At 65.5% G+C, this 12,943-nt stretch carries 11 protein-coding genes; 3 read left to right on the top strand and 8 right to left on the bottom strand.

Going from position 1 to position 12,943, the window contains the following annotated elements:
- Positions 1–64: 64 nt before the first annotated feature.
- The gene (locus IM816_RS14365; RefSeq protein ID WP_250338597.1) at positions 65–1,345 is read left to right on the top strand and encodes an NTP/NDP exchange transporter; all 1,281 of its coding nucleotides are present in this window, start codon (positions 65–67) and stop codon (positions 1,343–1,345) included.
- A 288-nt stretch (positions 1,346–1,633) separates the two neighbouring features.
- Here the strand turns inward: IM816_RS14365 and IM816_RS14360 are convergent, their stop codons facing one another.
- The 3 genes from IM816_RS14360 to mtgA form a co-directional block, all read right to left on the bottom strand.
- Positions 1,634–2,062 (bottom strand): CBS domain-containing protein, encoded by a 429-nt coding sequence (locus IM816_RS14360; RefSeq protein ID WP_072321882.1) that lies wholly within the window; start codon positions 2,060–2,062, stop codon positions 1,634–1,636.
- 78 nt (positions 2,063–2,140) lie between these two features.
- The gene (locus IM816_RS14355) at positions 2,141–3,085 is read right to left on the bottom strand and encodes a glycosyltransferase family 2 protein (protein WP_250338596.1); all 945 of its coding nucleotides are present in this window, start codon (positions 3,083–3,085) and stop codon (positions 2,141–2,143) included.
- 8 nt (positions 3,086–3,093) lie between these two features.
- Positions 3,094–3,834, bottom strand: a complete 741-nt coding sequence (gene mtgA / locus IM816_RS14350) for a monofunctional biosynthetic peptidoglycan transglycosylase (protein WP_250338595.1) — start codon at positions 3,832–3,834, stop codon at positions 3,094–3,096.
- Positions 3,835–3,930: 96 nt separating this feature from the next.
- On the opposite strand from mtgA, the gene hslO reads away from it, so the two are divergent.
- Entirely contained in the window at positions 3,931–4,854 is a 924-nt protein-coding gene (hslO, locus tag IM816_RS14345; protein ID WP_256470181.1) for an Hsp33 family molecular chaperone HslO, read from the top strand.
- A gap of 40 nt (positions 4,855–4,894) precedes the next feature.
- Here the strand turns inward: hslO and IM816_RS14340 are convergent, their stop codons facing one another.
- Positions 4,895–7,789 carry a bifunctional diguanylate cyclase/phosphodiesterase gene (locus IM816_RS14340; protein WP_250338594.1) on the bottom strand — a complete coding sequence of 965 codons (2,895 nt, stop codon included), beginning with the start codon at positions 7,787–7,789 and terminating at the stop codon, positions 4,895–4,897.
- Between the two features lie 258 nt (positions 7,790–8,047).
- Here IM816_RS14340 and IM816_RS14335 point away from each other — a divergent pair, with 258 nt between their 5' ends.
- On the top strand, positions 8,048–8,995 hold the full coding sequence (locus IM816_RS14335) for a hypothetical protein (protein WP_250338593.1): 948 nt from the start codon (positions 8,048–8,050) through the stop codon (positions 8,993–8,995).
- Positions 8,996–9,093: 98 nt separating this feature from the next.
- On the opposite strand, the gene IM816_RS14330 is transcribed toward IM816_RS14335, so the two are convergent.
- The 4 genes from IM816_RS14330 to IM816_RS14315 form a co-directional block, all read right to left on the bottom strand.
- Positions 9,094–10,002, bottom strand: a complete 909-nt coding sequence (locus IM816_RS14330) for a DUF4097 family beta strand repeat-containing protein (RefSeq protein WP_250338592.1) — start codon at positions 10,000–10,002, stop codon at positions 9,094–9,096.
- 24 nt (positions 10,003–10,026) lie between these two features.
- Positions 10,027–10,449 (bottom strand): hypothetical protein, encoded by a 423-nt coding sequence (locus tag IM816_RS14325; protein ID WP_250338591.1) that lies wholly within the window; start codon positions 10,447–10,449, stop codon positions 10,027–10,029.
- Complete coding sequence (locus IM816_RS14320) at positions 10,446–11,000, bottom strand: RNA polymerase sigma factor (protein WP_072322312.1); 555 nt, start codon at positions 10,998–11,000, stop codon at positions 10,446–10,448. The genes IM816_RS14325 and IM816_RS14320 overlap by 4 nt, the downstream gene beginning before the upstream one ends.
- Before the next feature lie 120 nt (positions 11,001–11,120).
- Positions 11,121–12,911 carry a phosphoenolpyruvate carboxykinase (GTP) gene (locus tag IM816_RS14315; RefSeq protein WP_250338590.1) on the bottom strand — a complete coding sequence of 597 codons (1,791 nt, stop codon included), beginning with the start codon at positions 12,909–12,911 and terminating at the stop codon, positions 11,121–11,123.
- Positions 12,912–12,943: the final 32 nt, after the last annotated feature.

The following is a 12,943-nucleotide window of genomic DNA, read 5'->3' as shown; positions in this document are numbered from 1 at the left end:
CGACCCTGAACGAAAGGCGCTCATGCTAGGCTTGCCCCCGCCTCCACCGGACATGCCGGCTATCGTGAACGCTCGTCCGCACGCCGCACGGGGAACTACCCTCGCGCTCTGCGTCATCGCCTTCTTCCTGGTGCTGACGTCCTATTACGTCCTCCGGCCCGTGCGCGACCAGCTCGTCGGCGCGGCGGGCTCCGCATCGCTCGCAACCTTCTACGCCATCGTCTTCGTCGTGATGCTGGCGCTGACGCCGGTGTTCGGTTGGCTGGTGTCGCACTTCCCGCGTCGGCGGGTGTTGCTGGGCAGTTACCTTTTCTTCGTCGTGTGCCTGGTGGCTTTCGTGCCCGCCTTCGTTGCGCAGGATCGGATCGGAGCGGCGGTGCTGGGTAACGTCTTCTTCGTCTGGGTGAGCGTGTTCAACCTGTTCGTGGTGTCGCTGTTCTGGAGCGTGATGGCGGATGTGTTCTCCAACGTGGAGGCGCGCCTGGTGTTTCCATTCATCGCCTTTGGCGGCATGGCCGGGGCGCTGGTGGGCCCGTTGCTCACCCGCACGCTCGTGGTGCGCCTGGGCGTGCCGTCCATGCTCGTGGTCTCGGCGGTCACCTTGTTGCTCGCGCTCGGCGCCTTGCTCGCGGCGACGCGTCATGCGCATGGCAACGATTACAGCGATGGCGCTCCGATGGGCGGTTCCATCATCGAGGGTGCCAAGGCGGCGTTTGCGCAGCCGTTCCTGCGCTACATGGGCTTGCTGATGCTGTTGAGCGACGGCATCGCCACGATGGCCTACGCCCTCATGGCCGATTACACCAAGGCCCACTTCGCGGACAATGCGGCCCGCACTGCGTTCTATGCGGACCTCGATCTCTGGATCAACGGGCTCGGCGCGCTGCTGCAACTCACGCTCACGCCGCTGATCCTGCGTAGTCTGGGCACCGCGTGGGCCCTTGTGCTGCCTTCGCTGGTGAACCTTTGCCTCTTGGGATGGCTGGCGCTACACGGACCCACGGACGCGATGCTGTTCGGCGTGGCCGTGCCCTTGATAGCGATTGTGCAGGTGGGCACGCGTGGCCTGACCTATGGCATGGCCAAGCCTGCCTCGGATGCGCTGTATACGCGCATGCCGCGCGAGGCGCGTTACAAGGGCAAGAATTTCATCGAGACTACCGTGTGGCGATTCGGCGACCTGCTCGTCACCAGCGGCTTGAACGGCCTGCGTGCCGCGGGCGTCGGAATCGCCGGCATCGGCCTCATCTGCGCGGGGCTGGCCGCCGTGGCCACCGAGGTGGCACGGCGCGCAGCGACCTCGCCCGATCTGGCGCCGGAGTCGAAGATTCGCGACGACGCCTAGGGATGCTCTGAACAAGTTCTCGCAAGCGCCACCGAGCCTGTCTGTTCGCAGATCACAGGGGCGTCGGCGAAGGCAGACTGGCCGTCTGTTGAGCCGGCGCACCGAAGAGCTGCGGACAGACAGGCTCGGCCCTCACGCATAAAAAACAAAAGGATAGGGTGACGTCAGGAAGGGCCGCCAAGGCGCCCGCGTCGCTTGACAAGGGAACCACCCTTCCCGGCACGACGCAGCCACCTTGGCAGCCCTTCCTGACGTCATGGCGCTTGCGAGAACTTATTCAGAGCATCCCTAACCGACGATATAGCTCTCGAGCTGGCTGATCGTTTCCCGCTGCTCGGAGATGGTCGCCTTGACCAGATCGCCGATGGATACCATGCCCACCACGCGCCCGTCGTCGAGGACGGGCAGGTGGCGCAGGCGACCGTCGGTGCAAAGACGCATGCAGTCGTCCACGCTGACGTCGAGACCGACGGTCACGACGCTCGGCGTCATGATGTCGCCGACCAGGGTGTCGCGGGAGGAGCGGTCCTTGAGGATGACCTTGCGCGCGTAGTCGCGCTCGGAAAGGATGCCCACGAGCTGATCCCCCTTGATGACCGCCAGTGCGCCGACGTTCTTCTCGGCCATCTGCTGGATGGCCTCGTAGACCGATGCATCGGGCGCCACGGCGTATACGGCGCTGCCCTTGCCTGCCAGAAGATGCTTGACCTGCTGCATGCTCGACTCCCGGTGATGGCGCGGCCGGTGGCCGCCTTGGCCGAGTTTACCGCCGAGGCGAGGTGCGCTGGGTAACGTTCAGGTGAAAGGCGGCCGACCGCCGTGGCGCGATTCCACGTAATAGAGCGGGCGTCGCTTCGCTTCCGAATAGGTGCGACCCACGTATTCGCCGATGACCCCGAGCGCAAGCAACTGCGCCCCGCCCAGGAACAGGATCACCACCATGAGGGTGGGGTAGCCGCGCACCGGATCGCCCCAGATCAGCGCCTTCAGCAGCACCCACAAGCCGTACAGAAAGGCGAGGCCGGCGGCGGAGACGCCGAGCCATGTCGCTACCCGCAGCGGCGCGGTCGAGAACGAGGTGATGCCTTCGACCGCAAGATTCGTCAGCCGCCAGTAATTCCATTTCGTGCGGCCCGCATGGCGGGCATCGCGGTGGTAGACGACCGATGTCTGCCGATAGCCGATCCAGGCGAACAGGCCTTTCATGAAACGCTGGCGTTCGCGGAGTTCGCGCAATGCCTCCACCGCGCGGCGCGAAAGCAGCCGGAAGTCGCCCGTGTCGCGCGGGAGCGGCGTGTCCGACAGGCGCTCCATGACACGGTAGAAGGCGGCCGAGGTGAAACGCTTGGTGCGGGTTTCGCCATCGCGCTCGCCGCGGGTGGCGTAGACGACGTCGTTGCCGTCCTGCCACCGGGCGATGAGTTCCGGAATGAGTTCGGGCGGGTCTTGCAGGTCCGCGTCGATGATGACCACCGCATCGGCGTCCACTTCGTCGAAGCCGGCCGTCATGGCCGCCTCCTTGCCGAAATTGCGCGAAAGGCGCAGCGCCTGCACGCGCGGATCGGCGTCGGCGAGGCTGCGCAGCCGTTGCCATGTGTCGTCGCCGCTGCCGTCGTCCACGTAGATGATCTGTGAGACGGCGTCGATCCCGTCGAGCACGGCGCCGAGCCGGGCATGGAAATCGGCGAGCACTTCCGCTTCGTTATAGGCGGGAACGATGACGGCGAAGGAGAAGGGCATGGCGGTTCTCAGCGAGTGCGGCCGGACACGGGCGCAGGACGGGTGAGATAGGCGGGCCCGCCGAGCTGGCCGATCTGCTGCGTGATCCACGCGGTACGGCGCTGGACGTAGGCGCTGGGGGCATCGACGCGGAAACGCTGCGGGTTCGGCAGTACGGCGGCCAAGCGTGCCGCCTGGGTGACGCCGAGGCGATCGGGCGTGGTGTGGAAGAAGACGTCGCTCGCTGCGCCGACACCGTAAACGCCGTCGCCGAACTCCGCGATGTTCACGTAGACCTCGAGAATGCGCTGCTTCGGCCACAGCGCCTCGATCAGCACGGTGAAGTACGCTTCCAGGCCCTTGCGCACGAAGCTGCGACCGTTCCAGAGGAACAGGTTCTTGGCCACCTGCTGGCTGATCGTGCTCGCGCCGCGCAGGCGCTTGCCTTCGTCCGCCGCATCGATGGCGTCCTGGATAGCATCGACGTCGAATCCGTGATGGAACGGAAATTTCTGGTCCTCGGCCGCGACCATCGCAATGCCCACCTGCGGCGAAATCCGATCCCAAGGCACCCACCGGTGGCGAAGCGTGAAATCCTTCTCGCCGCTCGTCAGCGCTTCCAGGCGGCGCTCCATCATCGTGGCGCTGGTCCAGGGCGGTACGAAGCGCAGCACCATCACGATGGCGCACGAGAGCGCCAGCCAGGCGACGACGACAAGGCCGAGCAGGCGGGCGATCCGGCGTAGAGGTGAGCGAGGCGTCGGACTCATGGCGGCGCGATGACGAAGGATGGCGCAGTATACGGGCGTGGACTTGTCGGTGCCCCCGCGCGCCCCCATTTTTCGTCGGATTACCAGGAGGCCGCCGTGACTGATTCGATCGTCGATACCCTTGCGTCCGAGGACGTGCTCCATCGCTTCATGCTGGAGAAGGCTGGCGTGCGCGGCGTTCTCGTGCGCCTCGGTGCGAGCTGGCACGAAATTGCCTCTCGCGCCGATTACCCGTCCGGCTTGCGCGACACGCTCGGACAGGCGGTGGCCGCGAGCGCCTTGCTCACGGGCAACATCAAGTTCGAGGGGTCCTTGTCGCTGGAATTCAAGAGCCAGGGTCCGCTGCATCTGCTGTTTACCGAATGCACCGACAAGGGGCGCCTGCGTGGTCTTGCGCGCTATGACGCACAGGCGTTGCCGGCGAGCGTAGATCTCGGGCGGCTTCCGGAGGCCATGCTGGCCATCACCATCGGTCACGCCGAGCGTGGGCGCTACCAGGGTGTGGTGGAGTTGGACGAGAACGCCTCGATCGGTGAAGCGCTGGAGAACTACTTCGAGCGTTCCGAGCAGTTGCCTGCGCGCATCCTGCTGGCGGCGGACGGCAAGCATGCCGTTGGCCTCATGCTGCAGCCGATACCCGGCGAGGGTGGTCACAGCGCCGCCGACGATGACGATGACGATGCGTGGGCGCGGGTCGGCCACCTCACGGCAACCCTGAGCGCCAGCGAGATGCTCGCCACCCGGCCGGAGGAGCTGCTCTACCGGCTTTATCACGAGGAGACGGTGCGCCTCTACGATCCGAAGCCCCTGGCATTCGGTTGCACCTGTTCCCAGGAGCGGGTCGAAGGGATGCTGCGCGCGCTCGGTCGCGACGAAGTAGAAGCGACGCTGGTCGATCGTGGTGGCGAGATCGAGGTGATCTGCGAATTCTGCGCCACGCGTTACGTGTTCGACCGCGTGGATGCGGAACGGCTGCTTACCCAGGTCGAGACGCCGCCATCACCGTCGACGTTGCAATAGTGATCTAAGAAGATTGCCGCGTCAGGCCCTGGCGCGGCGATCAGGCGTGAAGGGACAGCGGCGAGCCCAGCCATTTGCTTGCGGGCGCTGGCTGGGCGAACAGGAAACCCTGTCCGAAACGACAGCCGATACGGCGCAGCACGCGCATCTGTGCTTCGGTCTCGATGCCTTCGGCGATCACCTGCATGCGCAGCGAATCGGCCAGCGCCTGGATGGCCCGCACTACGGCGGTGCTGTGCGCCTCGCTGTCCTCCACGGGTAGCTCGACGACGAACGATCGATCGATCTTCAAGGTCTCGATCGGATACTGGTGCAGGTAACTGAGCGACGAGTAACCGGTGCCGAAGTCGTCCAGCGCGATACCTACGCCGTGATCGCGGAGATTTTCCAGAATCCTTTTCACTTGCGCGGGATTCTCGAGCAGCGCGCGCTCGGTCACCTCGACGCGTATGGAGCGTGCTGGCACGTTGTGCTGGGCCAGCAGGTCGAGCAGCCGTTGGTCGAGATCCGGCGAGCGGAAGTGGCTGCCCGAGACGTTGATGCTGATGAAACCTTCGTCGCCCACGAGCGCGCGTGCCTGACGTGCCACCTGCTCGAAGATCTGCCAATCGATGGCTTCCGAACATCCGGTGTCTTCCGCCACGGCGAGAAAATCGCCCGGCGGCAGGATGCCGCGCTCCGGATGACGCCAGCGCAGCAGCGCCTCGTAGCCAACGACGCGGAGTTGTTCGAGGTCCACGATCGGCTGGAAGAAAGGTACGAATTCGTTACGCGTGAGGGCGCGTCGCAGGTCGCCTTCCAACTCCAGCAAGGAAAGCGCTTCACGTCGAAGGCGGTCGTCGAAGACGGCCGCGCGGTGGCGGCCTTCGTCCTTGGCGCGATACATCGCCGAATCGGCGTCGCGAAGCAGCTCCTCGGGACGCGTGTATTCGGAGGTGGGCAGGGCGATGCCGATCGATGCGGAGGTGAAGATTTCCTTTGCACCCAGGCGGAATGGCGTCTGCAACTGAGCGATGATGCGTTCGGCGATATGCGTCGCGGCGTGCGGATCGACGATGCCCTCGACCAGCACGGCGAATTCGTCACCGCCAAGGCGGGCCACCACGTCACGCGTCTTCAAGCACGCGCGAATGCGCCCGCCGACCTGGAAGAGGAGGTCGTCGCCCACGAGGTGGCCGACCGAATCGTTGATGACCTTGAATCGGTCTAGATCGATGAACAGCACCGCGAAGAGCTCTGCCGGATTTTCGCGATAGTGGTTCAACGCCTGTTCCAGGCGTTGCAACAGCAACGTGCGATTGGGCAGGCCGGTGAGCGAGTCGTGCAGTGTTTCGTACTTGAGCCGGCGTTCGACGCGCTCGCGTTCGGCGATCTGCTCGCGCAGGTCGCGGTTGGCCAGCGCCAGGGCGCGTGTGCGTTCGGTGACGCGGCGTTCGAGGCTGGCGTACGCCTGTTTCAACGACTCGGTGGTGTACTTGCGCTGCAATGCGTTCGCGATGTGGTAGCTGACGAAGGTCAGCAGCTCCTGGTCGCGAGCGCTGTAGGTATGTTCCGGCGTGTAGCTCTGCACGGCCAGCACACCCATCGACTTCTCGTTCCAGATGAGCGGCACACCGAGCCAGTGCAGGGATCGCGAACCACTCGCGGTGAGCACCTGGTCACGGTTGAGTCGGTCGATCTCTTCGCGGTCGGCGAGCAAGGCCTTGCCGTTGCGCAGTACGTACTCGGTGAGGCCACGACCCAACTCGCGCGGCTCGCGCACGCCGTCGAGTTCATCGACCGAATAAGGAAAGGTCAGCTTGTTCTGGTCTTCCGAAAGCAGGGCAATGTAGAAATTGCGCGCGTATAGCAGGCCGCCGATGACCCGGTGCACGGCGGCGTAGAAATTCTCGATGCTGTCCGACGTGTTCGCCAGTTCCGCGATGCGGAACAGCGCCGCCTGAAGGCGCTCGCCACGCTGGCGCTGCAGCACTTGCTGCCGCAACACGCGGTTCGCTTCGCGCAGCGCCGCCGTGCGTGTGGTGACGCGGCGTTCCAGTTCCTCGTGCGCCTGACGTCGTTCCAGCGCCGTTTGCACGTGCTGGGCCACGTAAGTCAGCAGGTCCCGGTCGTTCTCGGAAAAATGCGTATCCGCTCGATAGCTCTGCACTACCAGGGCGCCGACCACGTCCTCACCGCGCTTCATCGGCACGCCGAGCCAGTCGTCGCTCGGCGGCCCAATGGGAACGCGCGGACCCGGCAGATTCTTTTCCAGCTCTGTGCTCGCGCCCATCATGGCGCGCCCGCTCTGCAATACGTGCCAGGTGAGTGTGTTCTCGATGGCCTCGATGGGCCGGATGCCTTCCGGATCGGGGATGTCCTTGTCTTCCGTGTCCACGAAATAGGGGAAGCGCACCGTGCGATTCTGCGCATCGTAGAGAACGATGAAAAAGTTCTCGGCATACATGAGGCTACCCACGATGGCGTGGAGTGCGCTCATCATGTCCTTCATGTTGTGCTCGGCGCCGGCCTGCTCCGCGATTGCGTAGAGCGCGCGTTGCAGGCGTTCGGCCAGGGCGAGGCGCGATATGGCTTCGTAAAGGTTGGCGGTTTCCGCCAGCTGACGCAGACGCACAGACGCCAGGCGTCCCAGCCAGCCGAGCATGTCGGACCATGTGACGAGGTCGGTGTCGCTGGCCACGGCGTCGAGTATCCGCTCGTTCTGCGGATCGACGGCCAGCTCGAATACTCGGGCCTTGTCCACCGGGGAAATCCCATCGGTGCGCCAGACGATGCCGGCATCCGACGACAGGCATCGGACGAAGGCCTCGCACTCCGTTCTGACCGCCTCCGCATCGCCCGCGCGCAGCAGCCGCTCGACGGCAGCCTGCAACGGCTCGACCTCGCCGCGACCGGGCGCCTGAAGAGTCGGGCTTTGGGATGGAGCGATAGTCATCGCCTGACGAGGTTCCGGTCGTGGTCGGTTCAGTCTATATGCGTTGTCGTGGCCGCGCGATGGGGCGCTCGCGTCGTCTCATCATTCATGCGACTCCCCTGGAGCCGGCCCCTGTCGTCATAAACGGCAGCTATCCTGGTTCCTGAAGGGGTCCCGGAAGGGTGTTAGTAAAAAGTAAAATGGGATACACTGAGCCCGTCTCCCGTCCAGGCTGAGGCGGGGGCTCGGGGAATCTCAGCCGATGCCGACAGACTAATCATGCGCCGATCCTTACTCACCATGCTCCTGATGATGCCGCTCGCCGCGGCAGGACAGGTTGCGCCGGTCGGTTCGGATGACACGGCGTCCCGTCTGCTGAATGGTCCCTCCGAGCGTGGCCGCGCCGATCAGGCGAGCCTGCCGCTGTGGGTGGCACCGGATGGTCGCAAGCTGAGCCTTGAGTCCAGCGATCGCGCCGATCCGTCGCATCCGCTCGCCCTGCGTCCCGTCGAGGCCGGCACTGCGCTGTCCAGCGGACTGCAATACGACCTTGGCCCGCGCGTCCAGGCTCATGCCAGCGTCAGCGGGCAGGGCTGGATCAATTCCGCCGAATCCTGCGGCGCGTCGGCGAAACCCGATCGTTGCAGTTCGCCCGGCGCGCCGCCGCGTATCGTAGGCAGCGAAGTAGGGGCCACCTTCCGTGGCACCGGTTACAGTGTCGGCCTCGGTGTCGGTTCGAGCCGTCCCACCGGCACCGTTGCCGGCCTGCCGCGCGTGCTGCCCGGTCTGACCACGGCGTCCGGCCTGCCGATCAGCGCCCTTTCGTCCAGCACCGAGTTGAATGCCCACGGCCGTGTCGATCTCGGCGGACGCAGCGGCATCGACCTTGGCGCCAGCATCGGGCGCATTCGCCTGCTGCCGGGCAACCTCCTGGGCATCGGTTCGGTCGATCAGAAGGCACTGAGTTTCGGCGTGGATCGTGGTCCGCTGTCGGGCTCGATCACGGGGCGCACCATGCAGCCCGAAGCCACGGCAGTGAACGGTCTCAATCCCGATCGCCGCTGGAGCGCCATCGATCTGGGCGTGACCTGGCGCTTGCCATGGCGCGGCGAGTTGTCCGTCGGCGCGCAGAACGTGTGGTCGTCCGGGAATGCGCCGAGCGGACCGACCGGGCCGGAACCGGATCAGTCCCGTACGCCGTACGTCCAGTATCACCAGGACCTCTAGCAGAACCTCTCGCGAGTTCTCCAACGAAGAAGCCGCCCCAAGGGCGGCTTCTTCGTTATGGGGCGCAGCGCATGCCGCCCCATAGGCCGATGGCTCACTCAGTGCCCGGCGTTGCGCACGCGTACGTCGCCACTGAACGATTCCACGTGGATGTACGCACCACCGCCGCCGATCGTGGTCTTCAATTCCTTGCCCGGACCGTCCTCGCCTTTCGATGGCGTGCCCCAGTCGCTGCGCAGGTCGCCACTGAAGGTGGAGGCTTCCAGGCGTGCCATGGTGTCGGGCGGCAACTGAAGCTGGACGTCGCCGCTCATCGAGTCGATGTTGAGTTTGCCGTCGCGCGCGGGGCCGCCGTTGACCTGGGTGTCGCCAGACACGGTGCTGAAGCTGGCTTCCTTCCACGGGCCGCCGCCGATGGTCATGCGCCCCGACACGGTCTGTGCATCGATCTTGTCGACGACGTTGGGTGCGGTGATGTCGCCGGACACCGTCTGCAAGTCGGCCTTGCCGGCGCGGCCGGCGAGATCGATGGTGCCGCTGACGGTCTGCATGCTGACCTCGGGCGACTTCAGGTTCGCGCGGATGCGTCCGCTCACCGATTCCACGTCGATCTTGCCGCCGTCGAGGCCATCCATGCTGACAGGGGCGCTGACGACGTTGATATGGATCTCGACCGAACGCGGCACGCGCACGTTGAGGGTGGTGGGCTGCATGCTGGAATCGTTGCCCCAACTGAACCAGTTGCCTTTCTGCTCGCCGCTCTGGACGCGGATGTCGACGTTGCGCTCGTCTCCTTCGATCTCGAGCGGACGCGCGCCGTCGCCGAGGGTGCCGGAGACCTGGACCTGATTCTTGTCCCAGGTCGTGACCGTGACTTCGCCTCGGACGTTGTCGATGTTGACCTTCGCGTTGGGCCGGATGTCCTTCGACAGGTTGATCGGAGTCGAGGCGAATGCCTGTCCGATCGACAGCGCCAGCAGCAGGGGGGAGAGGTAGAGCGTTTTCATGGGGATGTCCTGGCTGTTCGCGTGTTAACTGGCTTGCTTGTCGAGGTTGCGCAGGCGCTCGCGCTGGCGTTCGGTGCGAATCAGCAGGCGCTGCAGCGCTGCCGACTCCGGTGAGTCCTGTATCGCCTGGGTGAGTTCCATGTGCGCGGCGTCGAGTTCCACCGCCGCGCCCGCCAGACGAGGATCGCTCGGTTTCCAGGCGTGACCGGTCGTGGCGAGGCTGTTGTCGCCGGCCGGTGCCACCAGATGCAGCCCGAGCCCGCCGCCCAGCACCGCCACGCCAGCGATCGCCGCGGCCATCAACCAGGGCCGGGCGCGATCGCGTCGACGACGCGGGGCCACGGTGGCGGCATCCAGTTGTCGGTCGATATCGGCCCACAGGTCGCGCGGCGGCGACACCGGGCGGTTGAGCGAGCGCATCTGGCGCAGGTAATCGAGTTCGTTCATGGCTTATCTCCCAGCACGCGACGGAGCAGGCCGCGTGCACGGTGCAACTGTGCTTTCGAGGAACCGACCGCCATCGACAACTCGATGGCGATCTCCTCGTGTTTCCAGCCTTCCACGTCATGCAGCACGAGGACGGCGCGAGCCCGTGGCGGCAGTGCCGCGATGGCTTGTTCCAGTTCGCCGCGTTCGAAGGCGCGGACGGGATTGTCGAGGTCGGCAACGTCAGGCAGATGTTCGTCGTCGACGATGGTGACCGGGTCGGCGTTGCGGGCGCGTATGGACATCAGCGCCACGTTCACTGCCAGCCGGTAGACCCAGGTGCCGAAAGCGCTTTCGAAGCGGAACCCTTCGAGCTTCTGCCAGGCACGGACGAAGGCTTCCTGCGTGAGGTCTTCGGCGCGAGCGTGGTCGAAGCCGGCCAGTCGAAGCACGGCGCCGTAGACGCGATCGGCGTGGCGCCGGTAAAGCGTTTCGAAAGCCTTGCGGTCGCCAGCCACCGCGGCACGTACGACATCGTCGTCGGACGAGGCGACGGGCAGCTCAGGCTGCATGAAGGATGTGGCGGCGAGGCATAGGGCGTTCATCTTGCCAGCTTGGATGCCGGCAAGGGGGAAACCGTTTAAGGCGGGGATGAAACGGCGGGAGCGCGTGGCGCGCTCCCGCCATGTGCGTCAGGCGACGTGGGCCGCCGGGCGGGCGACGGCGGCATCGAGTGCCTTGGTCACACGCACGCGTTCTGCCTTGAGTCGCTCCGGCATGCGTTCGCCGAAGCCGTCGAGGTAAAGGCCGATGGCGCGCAGTTCTTCCTGCCAGCCTTCGACGTCCACCCGGAGCAGTTCGTCTACCACGCCCGTGGGCAGGCTCAGGCCGTCGAGATTGAGTTCGTCGCGGCTCGGCAGGATGCCGATGGGCGTTTCCACACCCTTGGCCATGCCTTCCACGCGGCTGATCATCCAGTCGAGCACGCGCAGATTCTCGCCGTAACCCGGCCACATGAAACGACCGTCGGCGTCCTTGCGGAACCAGTTCACGTGGAAGATCCGTGGCAGCTTGGCGCCTGGCTTGTCGAACGACAGCCAATGCGCGAAGTAATCGGCGAAGTTGTAGCCGCAGAAGGGTTTCATCGCCATTGAGTCACGACGAAGCACGCCGACGGCGCCGGTGGCAGCGGCCGTGGTTTCCGAACCCATGGCGGCGCCAACCAGCACGCCGTGTGCCCAGTCCTTCGCTTCGAAGACCAGCGGCACGAGCGACGGGCGGCGACCACCGAAGACGATGGCCGAGATCGGGACGCCGGCCGCATGTTCCGCCTCCGGCGCCCAGCTCGGGCACTGCTTCGCACTGACGGTGAAGCGCGAGTTGGGATGGGCTGCCGGACCGTTGGCGGGATCGTGAGGACGCCCCTGCCAGTCGGCGACCGGTTCGCCGTGGCCGAGGCCTTCCCACCACGGCTGGTTGTCCGCCGTGAGCGCCACGTTGGTGAAGATGGCATCGTGGCCCAGCGTCTCGAGTGCGGTCGGATTGGTGCCCGCGCTGGTGCCGGGAGCCACGCCGAAATAGCCCGCTTCCGGATTGATCGCCCACAGGCGGCCGTCGGCACCAGGCGTCATCCAGCAGATGTCGTCGCCCACCGTCCAGACCTTCCAGCCGGCCTTGCGATAGCCCTCACTCGGAATGAGCATGGCGAGATTGGTTTTCCCGCACGCCGACGGAAACGCGGCCGCGATGTAGTGCTTCTCACCCTTGGGATTCTCGACGCCCACGATCAGCATGTGTTCGGCGAGCCAGCCTTCACTGCGCGCCTGGTAGCTGGCAATGCGCAGCGCATGGCACTTCTTGCCGAGAAGTGCGTTGCCGCCGTAGCCCGAACCGATCGACTTGATCGAGAGCTCTTCGGGGAAGTGCATGATGAAACGGCGCTCGGGGTCGAGATCGCCCGTGGAATGCAGGCCCTTCACGAACCGACCCTCGCGCTCGATGCGCGCCAGCGCCGCCGAACCCATGCGCGTCATGATGCGCATGTTGGCGACGACATAGGGGCTGTCGGTGATCTCGACGCCGCAGCGCGCGAGCGGGGAATCGATGGGACCCATGCAATAGGGAATGACGTACATCGTGCGGCCGCGCATGGCGCCGGCAAACAGCGCGTCGATCTTTGCGTGGGCGTCTGCGGGCGCCATCCAATGGTTGTTCGGGCCGGCGTCGGCTTCGTCGCTCGTGCAGACGAAGGTGAGATGCTCCACGCGAGCCACGTCGGACGGATGCGAGCGATGCAGATAGCTGCGCGGGTGGGTGGCCTCGTTGAGCGGGAGGAGGTCGCCACTGGCGAGCATGGTCTGGACGAGGTCCGCATATTCCGCGTCGGACCCATCGCACCAGCGGATGGAGGCGGGCTCCGTCAGCTGGGCGACCTCGTCGACCCATCGATTCAATGCATCCAGTGAACTGCCGTGCGATCGCATCCTTGGTGGTCTCCAGTTAAACGCAAGCCGCG

The sequence above is a fragment of the Luteibacter flocculans genome, from assembly GCF_023612255.1.
Lineage (GTDB): Bacteria > Pseudomonadota > Gammaproteobacteria > Xanthomonadales > Rhodanobacteraceae > Luteibacter > Luteibacter flocculans.
This window is presented reverse-complemented; position numbering and strand designations above follow the sequence as displayed.